Raw genomic sequence first — 21,254 nt, forward strand, 5'->3', positions numbered from 1 at the left:
TTGCAGCTATACTGAACGGCCGGTCGGACTCGGCTCAAAACAGATGTAAAAATGCACTTAAAACCAGCCGATCGGCTCCGCGACACAATTCTCGGAATGCCGAAAGCGCGGAGGTTACTTAAAGTTACTCAGTGGAACGGAGTGTAGCCGCGATGCGAATGTACGAACGACATATGCAACTAGACGGGGAATGGCGATTCTTGCTCGATCGGGACGACCGGTATGCGGATGCGCCACCCCCGGACGGCGCCTTCGGCGAAGGCGTCATCCGGGTGCCCGGCTCCTGGGAGGAGCAGGGCTACGGGGACGAGCCGCCTTACGGGCAGATCGATACGTGGACGAAGGTGCGCGAGTACGAGGGAGCGGCTTGGTATCGGACGACGTTTTGCGTCGGGCACGGGGGGCCGGCGGACCGGGCCGGGACTGCGGCGGAGGTCGTTGGGGAAGCGAGTGGCGCGGAGGCTGGCGGCGTGGCGAACGCTAGGGGCCGCGGTGCGGGCGGCGGTGCGGACGAAGGTGCGGATCGATTGTCCGCTGCAGCCTGGGCGTTGACGATTGCGGGCGCGCGCTGGACGACGGAGGTGTGGGTCAACGGCGCCTATGCGGGCAGGCAAGACAGCCTGTCCGCACCGCATACGCACCTGCTGGAAGGACTTGTCCGGCAAGGCGACAACGCGCTCGCCATCCGCGTGGACAACCGGATGCGGCTGCCGCTCGCGGACAGCCATATCCATACGCGACATACGGCCACTGCCTGGGGCGGCATTACGGGCGGCGTGCGGCTCGAACGGCTCTCCCCCGCGCGAATCGAGGCTGTCTCGATCGCGCCCGATCCGGAGGCGTGCCTCTTCCGCTGCCGCGTGAGAGCCGACGGCGAGATCGCGGCGGGCGACGCCGTCGTCGCGACGTTCCGCGCGCCGGACGGCGGGACGTTCCGGGCGGCGGCGACGCTCGCTCCCGAGAGCAGCATCCACGGCGGTTACGGCGAGCTTTGCAGCGACGACGAGGGCGGCGATGGTGGCGCGAGTGGAGATGGTAGCGCGAGCGGTACGAACGGTGCGAATGGCGCGCCTGCAAGCTTCTTCGCCGAGCTGATCTGCGAGATCGGCGACGCGCCCGCCCTTTGGAGCGACGCCCGTCCACAGCTTTATGAAGCCGCGTTCGAGCTGGTCCGAAACGGCGAGACGCTGGACCGGACGGTAAGGCGTCCCGGCCTGCGGCGGCTCGCAGCCGACGGCAAACGGCTGCTGCTGAACGGACGCCCCGTCTGGCTGCGCGGCTACGTCGATTGCTGCATTTTCCCTCTGACCGGGTACCCGGTCTGGGATAAGGCTCATTACGAGCGCCAATTCCGCATCGCGAAGTCATACGGCTTTAATCATGTGCGGCTGCACGGGTGGACTGCCCCCGAACCGTTCTGGGAAGCCGCCGACGAGGCGGGCATGCTCGTGCAGGCGGAGCTGCCGCATTGGTCGGCGCACTATCAGCCGCGCGGGGCCGAGCCGCCAGCCGACGTGGACGCCTTCCTCGAAGCGGAGCTTAGGCGCATTTACGCACAGCTGAACGCGCATCCGTCCTTTGTCCTGTTCGCGATGGGCAACGAGCTCATCGAAGACAACGGCCATCCGCGGCTGAACGAGCTGGTGAGGCTGGCGCGCGAGCTCGATCCGACGCGGCTGGCGACGGACAATACCGGCTTCGGGCAGCTGCCGGAGCAGGACCGCGAGGGCGAGTTCTTCATCCCGTCGTTCAACTGGCACGCGCCGCTCAAGACCGAGGAGATTGCGATGCCCGCCACCGACCGCGACTTTTCCGCCGTCGCCAGGCTGAGCGCCAAGCCGATCATCGGACACGAGCATGCGCAGTTCGCGATGTACGCGCGCCCGGCGGAGAAGTCCAAGTATACGGGCGTCCTCCGGCCGACTTGGCTGGAGACGATCGAGGAGACGATCGAGGAAAAAGGACTCTCGAACCGCGTGCCCGCGTTCATTGATGCAACCGGCATCCATCAGGCCCGGGCGCTCAAGGAAGCGATGGAGCGGGCGAGGCGTACGCCGGACGCGGCGGGCGTGCAGCTGCTGGACATTCGCGACTTTCCCGGGCAAGGCCATGCGACGACCGGACTGCTAGACGCGTTCTGGGACAGCAAAGGAACGATCGAGCCGGAGCGCGTGCTGGATTTCAACGGACCGACGGTACTGCTGATGTCCTGCGCCACGCGAACGCTTTTCGCGGGCGAGCGCGTGTCCGTCCGATTGTCCGTCTCCCATTACGGCGAGGCGCCCGTATTGGAAGGACGCGTAGCATGGCGATTGTCCTCGGGCGGGCTGACGCTTGCGGAAGGGGAACTGACCGTGGCAGGCCTAAACGCCGGGGAAGTGACCGAGGCCGGCATCGTTCAGGTCGGCTGCCACGCGGACGCAGATGCCGCCGAGCTTGTGCTCGAGGCATGGTGGGCGGGCATCGGATCGGCTGAAAGCGATGCTGAGATTCGCAATGCCTGGTCGTTCTGGGCGTTCCCCCGGGCCGCTCACGGCGATGCAGAGGCGGTATGGACCAGCGCGCCGGCCCTGAAATCCGTGCTGTACGGCGCGATCCACGAGCCCAATGCGCGCTTCGATCCGCGCGTCTATCCCGCCCGTCGCGGCGTCCGCCTCGCGGTCGTCGAACGCCTGACGGCCAACGTGCTCCAGCATCTGGTCGCCGGAGGCCGCGTGCTGCTGCTCGCCGGCGAATCGGAGCTGTACGACGCCGTTATGACCAAGTACCTACCCGTCTTCTGGAATTATCTGATGTTCTCGGAGCAGGCCGGCGGCACGATGGGCGCGATTATCGGCGATCACCCGGCGCTGGGACGCTTCCCGCACGATGGCCGCTCGGACTGGCAATGGTACCACCTGCTGAACGGCACGCCGGCCATCTGTCTGGACGCGACGCCGGGCATCCGTCCGATCGTCGAGATCGTGGACAACTTCAACCGCATCAAGCGCCTTGCCGCCGTCTTCGAAGCGCGCGTCGGGTCCGGCCGCCTGCTCGTATCCACGCTGGCCTGGCGGACGCCGGCCGACTTCAAACGGCCCGAGTCCGCATATTTGTTCGGCGAGTTGTTGAACTATGTCTTAGGCGACCGCTTCGAGCCCGAAGCGACGCTGACCGTCGGGCAGTTGCTGGGCATGGTTCGCCTGCGCGGCATCCATTCGTTCTTATAGAACATCTCACGTGACGCGGGATTTTGCAGCCCAGCTTTTGTAAACGCGTGTTCGTCTGGCGCTCTTCGCGCGAAAGCGTTATGATAGTGCCGTAAACGATACCTAAACATAGGCAGGAGGCATTCGAAGTGAGAACGATTCAATTGGGGACAAGCTCGCTCGAGGTACCCGTAGTCGCGGTAGGCTGTATGCGCATCAATTCTCTGGAGAAGGCGGAGGCCGAGCGTTTCGTTCAGGCTTCGCTCGAGGTTGGCGCGAACTTTTTCGATCATGCCGACATCTATGGCGGAGGCGCCTGCGAGGAGATTTTCGCCGATGCCATTCATATGAACGACGACATTCGCGAGAAGATCATTCTGCAGTCCAAATGCGGTATCCGCAAGGGCGCGTTCGACTTTTCCAAGGAACATATCTTAAACTCGGTCGACGGCATCCTGAAACGCCTGAATACCGACTACCTGGACATCCTGCTGCTCCATCGCCCCGACGCGCTGGTCGAGCCCGAGGAAGTCGCCGAAGCGTTCGATAAGCTGGAGATCTCCGGCAAGGTCCGCCACTTCGGCGTGTCCAACCAGAAGCCAATGCAGATCGAGCTGCTGAAAAAGCATGTCAAGCAGCCGCTCGTGGCGAACCAGTTGCAGCTCAGCATCACGAACGCCAACATGATCTCGAACGGCGTCAACGTGAACATGGAAAACGAATCCGCAATTGACCGCGACGGCAGCATCCTGGATTATTGCCGCCTGAACGACATTACCGTTCAGCCTTGGTCGCCGTTCCAGTACGGATTCTTCAAGGGCGTATTCCTCGACAACGAAGAGTTCCCCGAGCTGAACGCGAAGATCGACGAGATCGCCAAGAAATACGAGGTCAGCAACACGACGATCGCGATCGCCTGGCTGCTCCGCCACCCGGCGCGCATGCAGCCGGTCACCGGCACCATGAACATCGAGCGCATCCGCGACTGCGTCAAGGCAAGCGACATTCATCTGACGCGCGAAGAGTGGTACGATATTTACCGCGCTGCCGGCAATATTCTGCCTTAAACGTTGCCTTGCATGCGGCCCCGGTCCTGACGGATCGGGGCTTTTGGCGCGCCCGCTCCCGCCTTCGTCCAATTGGTGCCCGACGTGCGCTTGTCCCTGACCGGCTTCTTTTTCGCCGCATACTCATAATTCACACCATATGAGAAACGGGGCTGGCATCGATGTACAAGAGGGACGATCGTATCACGGTAATCATCCAAAAGGGCAAGCGGAGGATCGTCACGAAGGCGCCGCTCTCGCAGTTGGACCGCCTCGTGTTCGTCATCAACCGGCAATTCACCAACGCGCCTAACACGACGCAGATCGCTAGCGGCGCCGGACACAGCGGCGCGGCCGGCAGCAACGCAGCTATCAAATCGCCGTATACGCGGCAGCAGCAGAGCGTCGGCGCCGAGGGCACGGCCGTTAACAAGGACGGCCGGAAAAACGGCCGGCATCGCGGCCCCTTGTATCCGCAGTCGCATTTGCGTACAGAGCGTCGCGGCAAGGAGGTTGTCGTCGTCATTAACGAGCAAATCGTGAAGCTGGCGAAGCGGCTGCAGAACGCTTCGGCCACGCAGATCGCGAGCGGCGCCGGCACCTACAGCGCGGGCGGTACGAACGCGGCGATCGAGAGCCGGGGGACGCGGCAGCAGCATGCGGTTGGCGCGGACGGCAAAGCGATTAACAAGTGGGGTTCGAAAAGAAAAAGCGGGAAACATCGACGGGGATAAGCCGGGAAGAGGCGTTTCCCCGTTCCGGCAAAAAGGCGGACTGCCGCATAACGGCGTCCGCCTTTTTTTGCGTTGAGCGTTAACTGATGCCCAGGCCGCCGCTCGCATACCCTGCGGCGGTGTTGATCAGGCTGAGCCCCGTAGCGGTCGCCGAAAAGACCAGCAGCAAGCGCGTGCTTGGAGTGACCGGGATCGAGAGCCCGGTCGTGAGGCCGCTCGAGATGGTACCGAGGGCCAGGATGCCGGTAAGCGGCGGCGCCAGCGTGACAGTGGCGCCGGGAACTGCGGTGAACGTATTGTTAGGCGTCGTTGAGCTGTACAGCTGGGCCGTTATGGTCACGGTCGAGCCTACCAAGGACAGCGCCAGCGTCGTGCTGAAATAGGCCGCAAGCGAAGTAATAGTGCCTGCCCGCGGGACGGAGAAGGCGAAGTTCAGCAGCGTACCCGCTGCGCCGGTCAGATCGATGACGCCGCCGACGATGCTCACGCCGTCGCCCGAGCTGCCAAAGCCGACCATGCCGGACGTGCCGACCAAGCCGCCCACGATCGTCGTCAAGGCTACCGGCAGGCCGGAGGCAAAGGGGATGATCGCGCCTGCGCCAGTCGCTCCCGTCACGCCCGTTGTACCCGTGACCCCCGTTACGCCTGTGGCCCCGGTCGTTCCCGTTGTGCCGGTAGCGCCTGTTGTACCTGTGGCTCCCGTTGTTCCCGTTGCTCCTGTGTCCCCGGTTGCGCCTATTAAACCCGTCGCCCCCGTGGTACCGGTTGCGCCCGTGGTACCGGTTGCGCCCGTGTCGCCGGTTGACCCCGTAGCCCCTGTAGCACCCGTTGCCCCCGTAGCGCCGGTTGCTCCCAAAGCGCCTGCATCGCCCGTTGCACCTGTTGCCCCGGTTATACCAGGTTCGCCTGTCGCTCCCGTCGCGCCCAATGCGCCGGCTTCGCCTGTCGCTCCCGTTGCGCCTGCGGCACCAGCCACGCCCGGATCGCCCGTCGGACCTGTCGGTCCCGTCGGCCCCGTCGGGCCAGTCGCTCCTGTAACGCCGGCACCCGTAGCTCCGGTTGCACCCGTTGGCCCCGTCGCCCCCGGATCACCCGGATCGCCCGTCGCTCCCGTTGCGCCCGCCGGTCCTGCCGGTCCTACCGGCCCAATGAGCCCGTTTGCGCCGGCAGCTCCCGTAGCGCCCGTAGCCCCGGTCAGCCCTGTTAGCCCGTTTGCGCCTTGAAGCCCTTGCGGCCCCTGTGGTCCCTGCGGTCCTTGCGGTCCTTGCGGTCCTTGCGGTCCCGGAGGTCCCGGCGGCCCTGGTTGTCTTCCCATACGCTCACCCGCCTATCCCTGATTTGACGGCGAACCGCTTACCCGGTCCATACGGTCCAGGCCGGTTCGTCCGCAAGACGCCGATCCTATCCATATATACGCCCTTTTCCTGCCAGATATGCCGTTGTCCCATGCGGGCAAGCCGCCTCGTGCATCAATTAACATTAGCAGTGGGACAGGAGGGGGTACATTTGACTGCTCGCCCGTTTGTCGGGATATTAATCCCGGACAGGGCCGAACGGCTGCGCATTTTGCGCGCCTACGGACGCCAGCATCAGCCGGAGACGGAGTTATTCGCCTTCTGTCCCGACGACATCGACTGGAAACGTCTGCGCATCGCCGGCCTATTGTACGACCAAGACCGCTGCGAGGAATACTCATTTCCGTTTCCGGACGCGGTCTATAACCGGATTTTTAACGATCGCCCCGACCTCATTCTCCGTCTGGAGGAGCATATGAACGGAGGCATCTGCTTCAACCGCGTCAATTATTTCGACAAGTGGGCGCTTTACGGGTGGCTTAAGCCATCCGAGGTCGGATCGCTGATCCCCGACAGCCGCCTTTATTCGCCGACGGCCCTGCAAGAAATGCTCGGCCTTCACCCGCTGCTATATCTGAAGCCTTTTTATGGCGCGCGCGGCAACGGCGTGTACCGGGTCGAATACACGGAGCGCGGCGAAGTGCACGTCGGCGAGCACCATCTTGCGCCGCAGTATATCGCCAGATCGTTGAGAGAAGGCATACGGATGATTGCCGGCCTCCTCGGTTCTAAGCCCTATCTTATTCAGCAAGGCATCCAGACGTCCACGGTAGACGGCCGACATTTTGACATTCGTGCGCTCTTGCAGAAAAACGGGGACGGAAAATGGGCGCCATCGACGCTCGTCTCGCGCATCGCCTATTCGGATTGTTTCAATACGTCGGTTTGCGAGGACGTTTGCGACGCGACGGAGCTGCTGCGACGGTCATTCCCTGCTTGGATGAGCGACCGCATCTTGCACGCGCTGCATGACGTCGGCATTCGCGCCGCCGCCGAAGTCGAAGCCCGGTTAGGCCCGCTCGGAGAGATGAGCGTCGACTTCCTGCTGGATCCGCAGCATCGGCCTTGGCTGATCGAGATGAACGGCAAACCGGACAAGGTACTCTATAATGAGCTTGAAGATAAGGAGATCGCCAGACGTATCTATCGGAGGCCAATGGCCTACGCGCGTTATCTGGCGGGACTGCGTCGATAGGCGTTGTTGGCGCCGCGATGCGTCAATAACCGGCTCAAACGGGTAAACCTCGACTCAAAACACAAACGGGATGAGGCAGAAAATCATTCTGCTTCATCCCGTCTTGCTCGCCAAGCTTCAATTTGCAAATTTACTTGACCGCGTTCAGGCGCTCCTCGAGACGATCCCACGTCTCGGTGATTCCTTGCAGCATGCCCATGTCCATGACAGTCTTAAGCGCTTCGGCGGACGCGTACAGGCTGCTGCTGACCAGCTTCGTCTTGCCGCCCGCATCGATGAATTCCATCGTGACTTCGGTAGACGGCAGCGCCTCGTTAGTACCGCCCTCGGCATCGGAGAAGTAGTCGACGTACACGATTTTTTCCCCTTCGACGATCTCCTTGTACACGCCCTTCCCCCACGACTCCATGCCGTAAAACTGGCCTTGATTCGGGTCTTCGCACTTCATGCAGTAGTGCCACACGCCGCCCGGACGAAAATCGACGGTACATACCGGCACTTCCCAGCCTCGCGGTCCCCACCAGCGCTTCAGATGCTCGGCTTCCTTGAACATTTTGAACACGAGCTCGCGCGGCGCGTCGAATACGCGCTCCAGCACCAGTACCCGATCTCCCTCTACTCTCGACACCATGGCATTGTTAGACATCATAAATTCCTCCTCGGTTAAAATTCGTATTTGGATCTTACTGAGGCCCTTCCGTTCGTTCCTTCTCCTGCAACTCCCGCAAGTAGTCGTCCAGCTTGTCGAACCGCTCTTCCATGAGACGGCGGAAGGAGCCTAGCCATGTATCCAGCGCCCGAAACGGTTCGGGGCGCAGCCTATAAATCCGCCGGTTGGCGTCGGCCCTCGCTTCTACGATTCCATTGTCCCCGAGCACCTTCAGATGCTTGGAGGCTTGGGGCTGCCGCATCCCCAGCCTGTCGGCAATCTCCCCTACCGTGAGGGGGCCGTCGCGCAGAAGCTCGACGATCTGCATGCGGTTCGGCTCGGCAAGCGCGCCCAGCGCCGCCATGTCCATGCCCGGTTGATTCCCCGACATGTCGTTCACCTCTTCAATGTGTGATCGTCCCGGCGTTTCATCTCCTTCGCCATCAGGTTATTTTCCCGATGAACACAATATACACTATAAGGAATATTCCTGTAAAGGAATATTTAAAATATAATAAAAGCCGCCTTTTGCGGCGGCTTCATGGAGAACGGTCTTAGCTGTCAGAAACACCGGCTACCGCTCAACCGCGATGCGCGATGCAGTCGATTTCGACGAGCGCGTTTTTCGGCAGCTTGCCGACCTGAACGGTCGCGCGGGCAGGCAGCACGCCGCCGTCGAAGTAGCTCGCATAGATCTCGTTGACCTTCGCAAAATCGTCCATGCTGTCCAGGAAGATCGTCGTCTTCACGACGTCGCCGAGCGAGAGACCGGCTTCTTCGACGACAGCCTTCAGGTTTTGCAGCACGCGATGCGTCTGCGCTTCGATGCCGCCCTCGACGATCGCGCCGGTAGCCGGGTCGAGCGGGATCTGACCCGATGCGAACAGGAAGCCTCCTGCGAGCACGGCTTGGGAGTAAGGCCCGATCGCGGCTGGCGCTTGGGCGGTGGATACGGCTTGGTTCATTGGTGGAATGCCTCCTCGATACCTCGTTAAGTGAGCGCCTTCGGCTGCCTGCGGACGTTCCGCTCGGGAAGCGGCGCATCTTCTCCTTTCCATCCTATATGTCCGGCGCGCTTCGCGCAACCTGCCCGCAATCGACCCCTTGCGTAAAAAAGAAGCGAGGGATCGCTCCCCCGCTTCTCGGTCTTCAGTGATGCATGCCCGCCATATCGGCCGACGCATTCGTCTCCATGGTCTTCGTCAGCGTGATCGACCAGTCCTTGGCGTTCCAGGCAACGTCCCAGCCGAACAGCTCGGCGATGAAGCGCACCGGCACCTGCACGCGATTGTCCTTCAGCATGACCGGATACCCGATTTCCATGCGCTTGCCGTTCAATTCCATGTACTTTTTGCCGACCCAGAACTGCGCCTTGGCGTCGCCCGCGTCGATCCATACGGACTGAGCGGCACGATCCCAGGTCACCTTGGCACCGATGCCTTCGGCGAGATAGCGCAGCGGGATATAGTTGGTTCCGTTGTCCATATACGGCTTCGTGTTCATCGTCGTTTCCTTGTCGTCGATGATCAATTGATCGGAGCCCACCTTAAACCAGACCTTCATGACCTCCGGAGCAGGCGCGGCCGTGTGGAACTTCTCGGGAAATTGAGCCGCGATGCCCGCGGCGAGAACGGCGCCGGTCGGGAACATATGGGCATAAGCCGTGCGGGCGTCGTTATAGACGCCGGCGTAGTCTTTGGCCACATAAGCGTCAAACGCATTCAGCAGGTGATCGATATGCATCTTCAGGCTGTCGGCGATCGCTTGCTGGCTGAAGTTCGCGGGATTGGCTTCCGCAAAAAACTTGGCTTGCGCCATCCGGTACGCTTCCAGCTCGGCGACCGCCGTCTTTTTGCCGGCCTCGTCCTTCGCGCCGGTTGCCGTCACATAGTCCACGAAGTAGCCGATGTGCGAGGACCAGACCTTCTTGAAGGCTTCGCCGGCAGCCGCGCCGTATACGGAGGCAACGGCGGCGGACAGCTCGTCGGTGTTGCGGCTAAGCGAAGCGGCGGCCGCTGCGAAGTCGGGCGCGCCGTCGATCCCCTTCTGCATCGCGAGGATCGCCAGCAGCGCATGCTCGCCAAGCTTTTGCTCCAGCGCCGAGCGCAGGTCGGATGCGGGATTGGAGGCGACGGCATCCGTGAACTTCGCCGGGAACTGCGCCGCGATGCCTCCTGCCAGCGCATCGCCGGTCATGTACATGTGCGCATAAGCCGTCTTGGCATCGTCATACGCAGCCGCGTAGTTTTTGCCCACATAATCGTTGAATGCGGCGAGCAGATGGTCGATGTGCATCTTAAGGCCGTCCGCGATCGTCTTCTCGTCGAAGTACTTCGGATTGGCGCCGGCGAAAAACTTGGCTTGCGCCATTCGGTACGATTCCAGATCGGCGACGGCCTTGGCGCGGCCCGCTTCATCCTTGGCCGACGTCGCTTTGACATAGTCGACGAAGTAGCCGATGTGCGAGGACCATACTTTTTTGAACGCCGCGCCGGCGTCGGCGCCGTATACGGAGGCGACCGCGGCGGACAGATCGTCGGTATTTTGATTCAACGCGCCCGCCGCTTGCGCGAAGTCAGGAGCGCCGTCGTACCCCTTTTGCATCGCGGCGATCGCGAGCAGCGCATGCTCGCCGAGCAGTTGGCCGAGCGCCGAGCGCAAGTCGGGCGTCGGTCCCTTCGTATTGACTGTATGCGCGCTCGCGAAAGCGGGCACCAGCAGCAATAGCGATAAGAGCAAACCTGTGATTTTGACGCGTAGTCCGTTCATGAGGAACACTCCTTTTACGGTGAGGTGGCCGCCGGCTTGCTTGACGGTTCTGCAAGGTGTAACGGACGCCGCTTAAGTTCGGATCACCGCCCGGGCCTATTTTTTTTAAAAAAGTGATCCGCTGTAATTTCAATTTCGAACCTTTATAATGAATGGGAGTTCAGGAAAGGAGCTCCTCGATGAACGATATCGCGTCAGATATAGAGATGATGCGGCGCATCGCCGGACGAGACGCCTCGGCGCTCGAAGTGCTCTACGACAGGTACGAGAAGGCGGTGTACGCCTTCGCTTACCGGTTTGCCCAAGACGCGATGTTGGCCGAAGAAGTCGTGCAGGAATTATTTATGCGAATATGGAATCAACCGGAGCGCTACGACGCTTCGCTGGGCAAGCTGACGACCTGGATTTTCGCGGTGACCCGCAATATCGCGATCGATCAGCTTCGCAAGCGGCAGAATCGCACGACAAGCCAGACGGCGGATGCCGAACAGTTCGCGCGGATGCCTGATACGGCTGTCGGTCCCGAAGAAGAATACGATATCAAATGGACGGGCGAGCAGTTAAAAAATGCGCTAGCGACGCTTAACCCCGACCAGCAGCAGGTGCTGGACCTCATTTATTATCAAGGCTATTCGCAGCATGAGGTGTCCGAACGGCAAGGCATTCCGTTGGGCACGGTCAAGAGCCGGGTGCGCCTGGCGATGAAGCAGCTTAAGGACCGGCTCGGAGATTTGGAAAGGAGGCGAACCCCCTATGACACAACCTCATGATCGTACCTGCGACCTGCTGGAGCTGTACGTGCTGGGCGGCCTCACGGAGGAGGAGGCCTTGCGCTTCGAGGCTCATCTGTCCTCGTGCGCGTCGTGTCGGGAGCAGCGCCATGAGCTCGCGGACATCGTCGGCCTGCTGCCGGCGGCGGCGGAGCCTCAGCCCGTTCCGGAAGGGATGAAGAAAAGAATCCTGGCCAACGTGCTCGAAGAGAATGTCTCGGCAGGCACAGAGCCGGCGGCGTCGACTCCCGAGTCGCAAGTCGAGGCGCGACGATCGATACAGCCTCCGTCGCAGCAGACAGATCCGACTCCGAGCGCCCCCCTCTTCACGACAACGGCGAGACGTACACCAGCATATATGAAACTCGTGACGACCGGGCTCGTCGCGGCATTGCTCGCGCTCTTGCTGTACGCCGCCCAGCTGCGGGGACAGGTCAGCGACCTGCGGGGCGAGCTCGCGGATGCCGGCAGCGCGCCGGTTCAAGAGTTGAAGGTCAACCAAGCCGTCAAGCTGAATCCGGCTGCGGCGGACATCGTGGCGACGGGCCTCGCCACCATCGTCATCGACAAGAATGGCACCCATCTGCTCGTGCAGGCGGAACAGCTGCCGAAGCTCCAGGGCAACGAAGCCTACCAAGTTTGGCTGATCAAAGGCCAGGAGAAATTCAGCGCAGGCACCTTCTTATCCGATCAGGGAACCGGCGCCCTTTATTACACGCTGAAAAACGGCGGCTACGATACGGTGGCGATCACGCTCGAGCCGGATGCGTTCGGCGACCAGCCGCGCGGAGAGATCGTCCTGGCCGCTTCGCTTAGTGCCTGAGAGTCCGCTTCTCTTCGTGTCTTAAGAGAATGCAGGTCCGGATTACGCTTGCACCGACATCAACAACGCAAAGAAGCCGCCAGCGCCTGGCGGCTTCCTTGCGATTGTTGCTTGGTTAGGACTTCGCCCGCTCCTCGAGCGCAAACCGGAACATTTGCTCGAACAGCAGGAAGTGACAGTCGAGAATCTCGTCCGGCGTAAAGCGGAGTCCCGGCCCGTCGATGCCCATGTTGGATTCGTACGTCATGCTGAGCCCCCCGCATGCATGGTGGACCGCCGTAGTCAGGTTGAACGACGGATAGGGGTACGTCTCCCCGTCCTGCACCATCTGTTCGACAACGTCGAACGGCAGTCCCCGTACGCGATGCGCTTCCGCCATCCGAAGGTTAAAGTCCTGCTGCCTGCGCTTGACGTCGACCGGCAGATACGGAATCCATGGAAAATGCACGGCCGTGTCGGCGCCCCCGTGGAGCGACATGTGGAAGTCGACCGCCTCGCGGTCCGCCAGCCCGAGCAGCGCAGCCGACTCTTTCGCCATTGGAGCGAAGAAATTGTCGTGCATCATGTTGACGCCGTCATCGTTAAAGTAGGAGCCGAGGAACGCAGAAGCTTCCTTGATCGGATGAACCGCCTTGCAATCCGGCCACCGGCAGAGAGAGCCGTCCTTCCAGGAGCCTTGCATATAATAAACGAACTGCTCGTACGGCACGCCGATCAGCGAATCGACGGGCAGACGCGCCCGGCCGTCGGGATTCATGCAGGGAATGAGCAGGAGACGGAAACGGCCGGCATTTTCATAAAGGAAATCGTACCGCCGCCCCCGGTAATCCTCGCCGGTCTCGAGCAGACGGATCAGATTCATCACGCCGACGATGCCTTCAAGCTCTCCGCCATGCACGCCGCCGACGATAAGAAGCACGGGCTTTGCGTCCTCGCCTTTGCTCGCATACTTCGACGGATCGCGCGCGCCGCAGGCCGAGCCGTAGTTCGCCTGCCTGCCGAAATCCTGCTTGCCGCCGTACTCGGCCAGATAGACGCTGCGGCCTCCCGCCGACTCGGTCAGCACGCTCGCTGTGCCAAGGCTCAGATTCGCCATCGCGTCCTCGATGTGCGTCAGCTTCCCTTTCCAGAACGATGCCTCCAAGATCGATTCCTCCTGCGACCGTTGTCGTAAGCGCTGTTTTGTTCCTTTGTATTATGCAGGAGCGCCGGCGAAGACGCTTTCCATTTTCCGCATCGTTTTTGAACAATTCAGCGATGGCTGTGCGCCTCGAAGCAGTCATATTCTTGGCCGTTGGGAAGTCTTCGGCGATCGATGGTACTGACCCCCGCCTTCAGCAACACGCTGCGAGATGCATCGTTCATGGGCTTCACGATGGCAGCTACCCGTTCGAGACGGGTATGCCGGAATATCCATGCCAGCATCGCTTGGACAGCACTTGTAGCATAACCGCGGTTGCGATAGTCCTTGGAAACGGCATATGCCACCTCGCGCTCCGCGGGATCCAGCAGATCGTTCGGAAATACGCCGCACCAGCCGATCAACCGTTCGTCGTCCTTGTGCTCGATCGCGAGCAGGATACGCACGTCTTCCGGGTCGAAGCGGGCGTAGCTGCCGATGATGAACGACAGGAAATCTGTCAGCTGTGCCTCGGTCATCGCCCAATCGGGCAGGAGGTCGGTAATTTCCGTCTGCATGGTAAGCGCGCGCATCGCGTCCAGATCCTGCGGCGCGAACGCGCGGAGGCGGATCGAATCGGTATCTATCGTAAAGGAACGTGTCATTTGGGAAGCACCTCGTCGGTTATCGTTGTTTTCGGCTGAATCAGAATCAAAAAAAGCGGAGCGCCTTAAGAAAGGCACTCCGCAAGTATCGTTCGCATACTTGTCTCGAAGTCCCTTGCAGCGACTCATGAAGACGCACGTATCCCGTCTATGAAATCACGAGATTTTTGCGCGCGCTTCGTCCGTTACAAGGAAACTGGCATAAGGGATGAATTCCCCTTCCGAATACAATATGAATTCAGAATAAAACGTTCTTCAGCCGTTGTAAAGAAGGATCAGGCCGCTTCCGGCGTCGGAAGCTCTTGGGTCTTGGGCTTCATCCGCTTCCAGCCGGAACCGATCAGCAGCAGCAGGAAGCCGCCTCCGACGCTCCATAGGACGGCGGCATTCGAGGACACAGCGTCCATGCCGCCGAAATACATAACCTCCCGCAGCCCGACGGCTGCGAAACGCAGCGGCGTCCAGGCGTAGATCCAGTCGTGCGATGCCGTCGACAGGAACTCCGGCGCCATGTTCAGCATCGGCATCGAGAAGAACATCAGCAGGACCAGGATCGCCATCGCCGGCATTCCGATCCAGTTGAGCAGCGCGGCTTGAATCATGTAGAAGGCTGCGCCGGCGAGCCACAGGAACAACCAGGTTTGCGTCGCCTCAGCGAGCTCCATGCCGTACCAGGAGGACGCTTCCCAGACGAGGAAGGCCGAAGCAAGTCCGGTAAGCACGATGCCCGCGACGGGCTGCCAGACGATCGCGGCCGGCCGGCGCGATCCCGCCTTTATGGCTGCGCCGCCTGCAAAGAATAAAATCAGCGCCGATACCAGGCTGCCCATCCACATGATCTGCGTGAGCAGACCCGGCGCGTTGCCGGACGCGTTATTGACGCCTACCGCATGCATCGTCTCTTCCTGTACGACAATAGGAGAGAGCAGCGCCGACGCAGTCGTCACGGACACTTGCTGCGTTTGCGCGCCGATTTGCTCGAGCGTCGTCTTCGACAGCTCCGCGCCGGCGAGCCGCATCGCCTGGGCGAGCCCCTGCTTTACGACGGTGGCAGCCTGCGTATTCCAGCCTTCGTTCGCAATGATCTTAACCGTTGCCGGCTTCGGCGCGGCGCTGGCCAAAGAGGCGACGCCCGAGCTAAGATCCGCCGGCACGATCATGGCGCCGTAATATTGCCGATCGTCCAGCCCCTTGCGCGCTTCGGCCTCGGAACCGACGACCGTCCAGGCGATCGGCAGCTGCGCATTCGACGTCAGCTTCTCCTTTAGCATCTCCCCTACAGCAAGCGTCCCGCCGCCCGGCAGCTCGGCCGGTTGGTCAAGCACGACAAGCGCCACCGGCACCTCCTTCGGCTTGGCTCCGAGCACCGAGCCCATCATCGCAGCTCCGAATACGACCAGTACGATCAGGACGATCAACGTTCCGATCCATACGATTTTTTGTTTGAATATCGCCATCTCTCGATCCGCTCCTCTTGTACACTTTATTGAACACCATGTTGATTAATGTTCACTACGTTCATTATAATAAAGAGAGAGCGACGTTCAATCGTCAATGTAAGGACGCGATGTTCATTAATCGGCAGATCGACGACAAGCTGTTGATTAACGCAAAAAAAGAACGGGGGAGTCGCGATGACGGAAAAGTTGGACAGACGAAAAGCGCGAACCAGGCAGCTGCTCTACGATGCGCTCATGACGCTGCTGCAAGAAAAAAACGCCGATGCGATCACGGTCACCGACGTCGCCGACCGTGCGGATGTCAACCGCGGCACGTTTTATTTGCATTACCGGGATGTGGGACACATGCTGCAGCAGCTGAAGGACGACGTATTCACCCGCGTGCGCGGCTGCGTCGAGAAGCTCGATATTACGGAAGCGATCCGATACATCGACAAGGAGGAGCCTTATCCGGTCAGCATCGCCATCTTCGAGGAAATCGCCCGGCATGGGGAATTTCTGCGCATCATGCTCGGCCAGCAAGGCGACTTGTCCTTCGCCCGACAGCTGCGGGAGTTGTTCGCCACCCGGATTCAGGCCAAGCTGGGGACCTTGTCGCCTGAAGATCGGGCCGTACCGCTCGACTACCTCGTCTCCTACATCGCCTCCGCCAACTTCGGCATCGTCACGCACTGGCTGGACACCGGCCGCCAGCTCGCGCCCAGGCAGATGGCCAAGATGATGGTCAACCTAATGAGCTACGGCCCGCTCGTTTCGAGCGGCATTCGGAAGAAGCCGGAGTTGGTGGAATAAAAGCGCGGTGTGAAAACGCGGTGTGACTGTTCTGCGCAACCTGTTACGTTTATCGGGCTCCGTGTGCGCCTTTCTTGCGGCCGCTCCGGTCCTTATCGGACACAGAATCCGTTATTCGTGCCTATTTTACGTTTTCGCCGCGGTCCCGGACACAGCATCCGTTATTTGCGTGAATTCGCAGCTTGGGGGCAGCTTTCAGGAGGAATAACGCATCCACGGTCCGCAACGCCCCCTTAAATGCACACTTTTGCGAAAATAGCGGACGCACGGTCCACTTATCCTGATGCCCGGGCGCCGATTGGGATGGGTATAAGTATGGAAAATGCGCCGGTGTGACAGGATAGCGATGTGGCGCATCCTTATGTGGGCGGAAACGCCCCGCTGGAGCGAAATAGCTGGCGGTTAAAGCAGAAAAGCAGCAAAAAGAACGGTCAAAGACGCTTGACCGTTCTCCAAAGCACTTCTTTTTGAACGCCGGGGCAGGCAACATGCCTGTGCAAAAAACGGACCATATCCGCGTTGCGTCCTTCTACGAACAGGAGCCACTCCGAGAAAGCCGGATCGCGGACCAAGCGTCTGCACGCCTCGGCCGCCAGCGCGATGCCGCGTCCCATGCGCTGATGACGGGGATGCACGAACATCGTTTTGAACAGCAGCGTCCGAGTATCGAACGGCTCAAAAATCATCCATCCGACGACCGCACCTCCATAGCGCAGCAGCAGGCTGCGTTCCTTGTCGATCAGTTCTTCATCCGCAAGCGGCGAATAGTCTGGCGTATACCAAACGCCCTCTCCTTGCCGTACTTCCTCATACTCCTGCTTCGTCAACGTCCTGAAGGGACTGACCGCAAATACATCCGGCAGCCGTAATCGATGAACCCACGGCATCTCCGGGTGAAGCCCGGTCGAGCCGCCCCAGATATGGATGCCGCGTCGCGGTTTTTCGAATCCGCATGCCGCCAGAAAAGCAGCCTCTGTCGTGTCCGGGTCGATACCGCCGATAAACTCGGCTCCGATTGACCGTGTTCCTGTCTGCTTCAGCACCCTTTCGAGCTCGCCGAAAAGCATGCGCCCCACGCCCTGGCGGCGCTCCGGCTCCGTTACGGTCAGCGCGAGCAAGCCCGCCGTATCGGATGCCTCACGCCGCTCGGCAATTGCCAATCCGACCGGCTCGGCTCCCCGACGGGCTCCCAACGCCAGAAACGAAACCGGAAGCCGCCGTTGCAACACATGGCTTAGTTCAGGGGGGATCAAGCCTGTATAAACACCGGGCACTGCGTCCTGAATCGCCTCAATCTCCAGAGCATCCATCTCAGTATTGCGGTACGTCTATGGTTGAATCGACGGAAAGATCGTTCCCGGCATTATCCGTAATGCCAGTCGCGGTAATCTTGAACTTGCTGGACGGCTGAAGCACAAAACTGGGTTTGGCCGCAGCTGTCAACGTAACGATAATGCGCTTATCTTCGTAGTTGAAGGAATAATGAGTATCCGCAGTCAATGGCACGAAATCGACGGCATTGCCGCTCTGCGAAAACTGTACCTGCAAGCTATATCCCACTATTGGTGTCGTCGTCAACAATTCGTTTGCCGTCAGCGTGAACTGATCGTTGCCGTAGACACTGCTGCTCAACGTCGGAGCCGTCTCGTCCATGACGATCGGCAGCGTCACCTGGCTGACCTCCTCGTTACCCTGCTTGACATGAAACACAAGAGCAGCCTCCGTGCTCTCGGTGGCGGCGTCTAACGGGTGAACGGTAATCCCGGAAGCACCCGGAGTGAGCTCCACAAGCGGGGACGTGGATTCGACGGAGATGGTTCCAACAACGCCGTGTCCGCTCTCAGTTACGGTAAACTGTTTATTGAAGGTATCGTATTCAATCGTCTCGGGTACCGCGCCGCGTTTAATTTGCAAATAATTTTTAATACTGCGCTTATTATATTGCTCGAAAATGTCGGTGGACAGAACCGTGTCGCCATCCGTGCCTGTTCTGCCGCTGTTGAGATAAAATGGACGTTCACTCAAAGAGGCCTTCAGCGATTGCGAGTCAGCGTCCTGAAACGCCGTAATGGCATCCTGCAATGCCCCGGTCGCGCTGTCGATCTCAGACTGTGTTACTCCGACTTTCGCCTTCGCTTCTTCCGCAGCCTCGATCGCGTCATTCAGCGCGTCGATCGCGCTCTGCGGGTATTGGCCTTCCAAGGTGCCGACCACCGCCGTATCGGCTAGGTTCGAAGCCTCGGCGATCGCCGCATCCAGCTGCGTCAGATCGATATGGACGACAGCATCGTTAAACGCATCGATGGCGTCCTGCAGCGTGGATTCGGCGTTGTCGATTCCCGCTTGTGTCGCCGCGACATCGTTCCTTAAGGCGCTTGCAGCCTCAATCGCGTCATTCAGCGCGTCGATCACGCACTGCGGATACTGGCCTTCCGCATCGCCAACGACCGCCGCATCGGCCAGATCCGAAGCGTCTGCGATCGCCGCATCCAGCTGCGTCAGATCGATATGGACGACTGTGTCGTTGAAAGCATCGATCGCTTCTCGCAGCGTAAAGGCTGCGCTGTCGATCTCAGACTGCGTTGCCCCTATATCGGCCATCACGACTCCCGCCGCCTCGATCGCGTCATTCAGCGCGTCGATCGCGCCCTGCGGATATTGGCCTTCCGCTTCGCCAGCCACAGCTGCATCAATATAGCCCGAAGCGTCGGCGATCGCAGCGTCGAGCAATGCGGTTCCGACATGGACGACAGCGTTCTTGAATACGTTAGTCGCCGTGCGCAAGGTCATCAAGGCGCCGTCGATCTGCGGCTGCGTCGCCTGAACGTCCGCCTTCGCCGCGCCGGCCGCCTCGATCGCATCCTTCAGCGCATCGATCGCGCTCTGCGGGTATTGACCTTCGGCATCGCCTGCAGCCGCCGTATGGGCAAGCTCCGAAGCGTCGGCGATCGCTGCGCCTAGCAGCGCGGTGCTGATATGCACGACAGCACCCTTGAATGTAAGAAGCGCGCCTCGCAAGGCCGCCGCCGCGTTGTCGATCTGCGTCTGCGTCGCCGCGGCATCGGCATTTACTGCGCCGGCAGCTTCGACCGCTTCCTTCAGCGCGTCAATCGCGCTCTGCGGGTACTGGCCCTCCGCTTCGCCCGCCACCGCCGCATCGGCAAAACCCGAAGCGTCGGCGATCGCAGCGCCCAACGCGCTCTTGTCCACAGCCGTCGGCGGATTGTAGGATACGGGTGCCGATGGCTTGGTTACCGGAACGCCGCTTGCCGAAACGATACTGCCGATCTGCGTCTGAACCTGGCTCGGATTCGTGAAGATGTCTGCCAGCGCGGCACCGTCCGGCAAGACCAGCCGGTCGATCCGCACATCGTTGCCGATGGTCAGTTTAGCTTTTGGATCGGTAATCTGAATCTCGCGATAGGCGCCTTTACCGGACAGCGTCGCCGCCTGACCCGTCAGCTCCAGACGATCGACGCTAGCGTCGACGGACACGTTAGCCGCTTGATTTTGAAGGATCAGATTTTTAATCGTTCCTCCGCTGATCGCTACATGATCGCCCGATACCTTCAGCGCACCTCCGACGGGCATTCCTGTCGTATCTAACTTAACCGGAGTCCCTGCCGTACCTGTGGCGACGATCTCCAGCTCCGATAGCGCGTTTACGCTACGAACGGCTGATTTGAACCGAAGCGTGGCGCCCAATAGCGCCTCTTTATTCCCTTCATTCAGCAAAAGTTGCTTCAGCCCGTCCGATACCAGCAGCGGCTTACCGTCCGCAATAATCACGTCGCCGTCTACCTTCGTTACCACTGCGCTTAGCTCTTTTTCCGCAAAAATATCTATCAGGAACTGCGCGATATCCGCCCTCGCTACCGCCTGCTTCGGTTGGAAGCCATCGTCCTCCGGGGTCATCAAACCAAGCCGGAGCGCGGCTTGCACGGATGCCGCCGCCCAACCGCTTGCTTCGGAGGCAAGCGCGGGGTCCGTCTCGAGCCCTCCTGTCGTGTTGAGGCCGTTGACGGCGCGCACGAATACGGAAGCCAGCTCCTGGCGGGTAACCTTGCGGTTCGGATCGAAGCCGGAATCCGTTCCGTTCATCAAGCCGGCCTTGCTCACGGCCTCAATATAACTCGCGCTCCAACTGTCTGAGGCAACATCCTTAAAGCTTGATTCTGCATTCGTATCCAACGGCAGATGCAGCGCTTTAGCGAGCAGCACGGCCAATTGCGTTCGCGTGAGCGACTCTTCCGGCTTGAATTCTCCGTTCGGATAGCCGCTGATCAGTCCAAGCGAGACCGCTTCCCGGATAGCTGCCTGCCGATCGGCCGACACCGAACCGATATCTTTTAATGAAGCCTGCTCCACGGCAGCAAGAGGAGCGGCGAGCACGTTCCTCGCTCCGAATGCCGATGTGGCGATCAAGCTTGCCAATAATGCTGCTTTCCAATTCGTCGCCAATATGATCCCATCCTCTTGATGAATAGTCCTGATGCTGCGAATGCGATTCGAGCCGAAGCGTCGTCTCGGCCATTCATAAGCCTAAAGGTCAATATAATCTTCGTCAATGACTGAACGATAACAAATAATGACGCGCTTCCATCCTCTAACGCTTCCGCCCGACTTCCAGAGCTCAGACGCCCCTTGCAAAGACAGAAGAACCGCCGGATAAGATCCTGACGGTTCTC

17 protein-coding genes are annotated in these 21,254 nt (G+C 60.4%); 7 read left to right on the top strand and 10 right to left on the bottom strand.

What is annotated here, in order from left to right; translation table 11 throughout:
* Positions 1–152: 152 nt before the first annotated feature.
* From ACFOTD_RS07160 to ACFOTD_RS07170, 3 genes are all read left to right on the top strand, one after another.
* Complete coding sequence (locus ACFOTD_RS07160; protein WP_378117168.1) at positions 153–3,209, top strand: glycoside hydrolase family 2 TIM barrel-domain containing protein; 3,057 nt, start codon at positions 153–155, stop codon at positions 3,207–3,209.
* A gap of 128 nt (positions 3,210–3,337) precedes the next feature.
* The gene (locus tag ACFOTD_RS07165; RefSeq protein WP_378117170.1) at positions 3,338–4,255 is read left to right on the top strand and encodes an aldo/keto reductase; all 918 of its coding nucleotides are present in this window, start codon (positions 3,338–3,340) and stop codon (positions 4,253–4,255) included.
* A 161-nt stretch (positions 4,256–4,416) separates the two neighbouring features.
* Positions 4,417–4,968: a hypothetical protein gene (locus ACFOTD_RS07170; RefSeq protein ID WP_378117172.1), complete on the top strand. Its 552-nt coding sequence runs from the start codon at positions 4,417–4,419 to the stop codon at positions 4,966–4,968.
* Between the two features lie 79 nt (positions 4,969–5,047).
* Here the strand turns inward: ACFOTD_RS07170 and ACFOTD_RS07175 are convergent, their stop codons facing one another.
* Complete coding sequence (locus ACFOTD_RS07175; RefSeq protein ID WP_378117174.1) at positions 5,048–6,283, bottom strand: exosporium glycoprotein BclB-related protein; 1,236 nt, start codon at positions 6,281–6,283, stop codon at positions 5,048–5,050.
* A gap of 191 nt (positions 6,284–6,474) precedes the next feature.
* Here ACFOTD_RS07175 and ACFOTD_RS07180 point away from each other — a divergent pair, with 191 nt between their 5' ends.
* Positions 6,475–7,518, top strand: coding sequence for a YheC/YheD family endospore coat-associated protein (locus ACFOTD_RS07180; protein ID WP_378117176.1), 1,044 nt, complete (start codon positions 6,475–6,477; stop codon positions 7,516–7,518).
* Between the two features lie 130 nt (positions 7,519–7,648).
* Here ACFOTD_RS07180 and ACFOTD_RS07185 read toward each other — a convergent pair whose 3' ends face one another.
* The 4 genes from ACFOTD_RS07185 to ACFOTD_RS07200 all read right to left on the bottom strand — a co-directional run bounded on the left by ACFOTD_RS07185 (position 7,649) and on the right by ACFOTD_RS07200 (position 10,936).
* On the bottom strand, positions 7,649–8,164 hold the full coding sequence (locus ACFOTD_RS07185) for an SRPBCC domain-containing protein (protein WP_378117178.1): 516 nt from the start codon (positions 8,162–8,164) through the stop codon (positions 7,649–7,651).
* A 37-nt stretch (positions 8,165–8,201) separates the two neighbouring features.
* A complete protein-coding gene (locus ACFOTD_RS07190) occupies positions 8,202–8,558 on the bottom strand; it encodes an ArsR/SmtB family transcription factor (RefSeq protein ID WP_378117180.1) in 357 nt (118 codons plus the stop codon).
* Between the two features lie 190 nt (positions 8,559–8,748).
* Entirely contained in the window at positions 8,749–9,132 is a 384-nt protein-coding gene (locus ACFOTD_RS07195; RefSeq protein ID WP_271754497.1) for a RidA family protein, read from the bottom strand.
* A gap of 184 nt (positions 9,133–9,316) precedes the next feature.
* Positions 9,317–10,936, bottom strand: coding sequence for a copper amine oxidase N-terminal domain-containing protein (locus ACFOTD_RS07200; protein WP_378117183.1), 1,620 nt, complete (start codon positions 10,934–10,936; stop codon positions 9,317–9,319).
* Between the two features lie 179 nt (positions 10,937–11,115).
* Between ACFOTD_RS07200 and ACFOTD_RS07205 the strand changes: the two genes are divergently transcribed.
* On the top strand, positions 11,116–11,706 hold the full coding sequence (locus ACFOTD_RS07205; protein WP_378117184.1) for an RNA polymerase sigma factor: 591 nt from the start codon (positions 11,116–11,118) through the stop codon (positions 11,704–11,706).
* Positions 11,690–12,529: an anti-sigma factor gene (locus ACFOTD_RS07210; RefSeq protein ID WP_378117186.1), complete on the top strand. Its 840-nt coding sequence runs from the start codon at positions 11,690–11,692 to the stop codon at positions 12,527–12,529. The genes ACFOTD_RS07205 and ACFOTD_RS07210 overlap by 17 nt, the downstream gene beginning before the upstream one ends.
* A gap of 115 nt (positions 12,530–12,644) precedes the next feature.
* Here ACFOTD_RS07210 and ACFOTD_RS07215 read toward each other — a convergent pair whose 3' ends face one another.
* The 3 genes from ACFOTD_RS07215 to ACFOTD_RS07225 all read right to left on the bottom strand — a co-directional run bounded on the left by ACFOTD_RS07215 (position 12,645) and on the right by ACFOTD_RS07225 (position 15,771).
* A complete protein-coding gene (locus ACFOTD_RS07215) occupies positions 12,645–13,673 on the bottom strand; it encodes a M14 family zinc carboxypeptidase (RefSeq protein WP_378117188.1) in 1,029 nt (342 codons plus the stop codon).
* A gap of 107 nt (positions 13,674–13,780) precedes the next feature.
* A complete protein-coding gene (locus tag ACFOTD_RS07220; protein ID WP_378117190.1) occupies positions 13,781–14,314 on the bottom strand; it encodes a GNAT family N-acetyltransferase in 534 nt (177 codons plus the stop codon).
* A 275-nt stretch (positions 14,315–14,589) separates the two neighbouring features.
* Complete coding sequence (locus ACFOTD_RS07225; RefSeq protein ID WP_378117192.1) at positions 14,590–15,771, bottom strand: YhgE/Pip domain-containing protein; 1,182 nt, start codon at positions 15,769–15,771, stop codon at positions 14,590–14,592.
* A 177-nt stretch (positions 15,772–15,948) separates the two neighbouring features.
* Between ACFOTD_RS07225 and ACFOTD_RS07230 the strand changes: the two genes are divergently transcribed.
* A complete protein-coding gene (locus ACFOTD_RS07230; protein WP_378117194.1) occupies positions 15,949–16,566 on the top strand; it encodes a TetR/AcrR family transcriptional regulator in 618 nt (205 codons plus the stop codon).
* 431 nt (positions 16,567–16,997) lie between these two features.
* On the opposite strand, the gene ACFOTD_RS07235 is transcribed toward ACFOTD_RS07230, so the two are convergent.
* Positions 16,998–17,876, bottom strand: a complete 879-nt coding sequence (locus tag ACFOTD_RS07235; RefSeq protein ID WP_378117196.1) for a GNAT family N-acetyltransferase — start codon at positions 17,874–17,876, stop codon at positions 16,998–17,000.
* Between the two features lies 1 nt (position 17,877).
* Complete coding sequence (locus tag ACFOTD_RS07240) at positions 17,878–21,027, bottom strand: S-layer homology domain-containing protein (protein WP_378117198.1); 3,150 nt, start codon at positions 21,025–21,027, stop codon at positions 17,878–17,880.
* Positions 21,028–21,254 lie beyond the last annotated feature (227 nt).

The sequence above is a fragment of the Cohnella sp. GCM10012308 genome (assembly GCF_042649185.1).
In the GTDB taxonomy this organism is placed as follows: domain Bacteria; phylum Bacillota; class Bacilli; order Paenibacillales; family Paenibacillaceae; genus Cohnella.

What these genes read in the sequence shown, in the direction of transcription:
- ACFOTD_RS07205 (WP_378117184.1), top strand. Translation starts at nt 11,116, where the DNA reads ATGAACGATATCGCGTCAGATATAGAGATGATGCGGCGCATCGCCGGA.
- ACFOTD_RS07195 (WP_271754497.1), bottom strand. Translation starts at nt 9,132, where the DNA reads ATGAACCAAGCCGTATCCACCGCCCAAGCGCCAGCCGCGATCGGGCCT.
- ACFOTD_RS07160 (WP_378117168.1), top strand. Translation starts at nt 153, where the DNA reads ATGCGAATGTACGAACGACATATGCAACTAGACGGGGAATGGCGATTC.
- ACFOTD_RS07220 (WP_378117190.1), bottom strand. Translation starts at nt 14,314, where the DNA reads ATGACACGTTCCTTTACGATAGATACCGATTCGATCCGCCTCCGCGCG.
- ACFOTD_RS07225 (WP_378117192.1), bottom strand. Translation starts at nt 15,771, where the DNA reads ATGGCGATATTCAAACAAAAAATCGTATGGATCGGAACGTTGATCGTC.
- ACFOTD_RS07190 (WP_378117180.1), bottom strand. Translation starts at nt 8,558, where the DNA reads ATGTCGGGGAATCAACCGGGCATGGACATGGCGGCGCTGGGCGCGCTT.
- ACFOTD_RS07175 (WP_378117174.1), bottom strand. Translation starts at nt 6,283, where the DNA reads ATGGGAAGACAACCAGGGCCGCCGGGACCTCCGGGACCGCAAGGACCG.
- ACFOTD_RS07230 (WP_378117194.1), top strand. Translation starts at nt 15,949, where the DNA reads ATGACGGAAAAGTTGGACAGACGAAAAGCGCGAACCAGGCAGCTGCTC.
- ACFOTD_RS07200 (WP_378117183.1), bottom strand. Translation starts at nt 10,936, where the DNA reads ATGAACGGACTACGCGTCAAAATCACAGGTTTGCTCTTATCGCTATTG.
- ACFOTD_RS07210 (WP_378117186.1), top strand. Translation starts at nt 11,690, where the DNA reads ATGACACAACCTCATGATCGTACCTGCGACCTGCTGGAGCTGTACGTG.
- ACFOTD_RS07170 (WP_378117172.1), top strand. Translation starts at nt 4,417, where the DNA reads ATGTACAAGAGGGACGATCGTATCACGGTAATCATCCAAAAGGGCAAG.
- ACFOTD_RS07185 (WP_378117178.1), bottom strand. Translation starts at nt 8,164, where the DNA reads ATGTCTAACAATGCCATGGTGTCGAGAGTAGAGGGAGATCGGGTACTG.
- ACFOTD_RS07235 (WP_378117196.1), bottom strand. Translation starts at nt 17,876, where the DNA reads ATGGATGCTCTGGAGATTGAGGCGATTCAGGACGCAGTGCCCGGTGTT.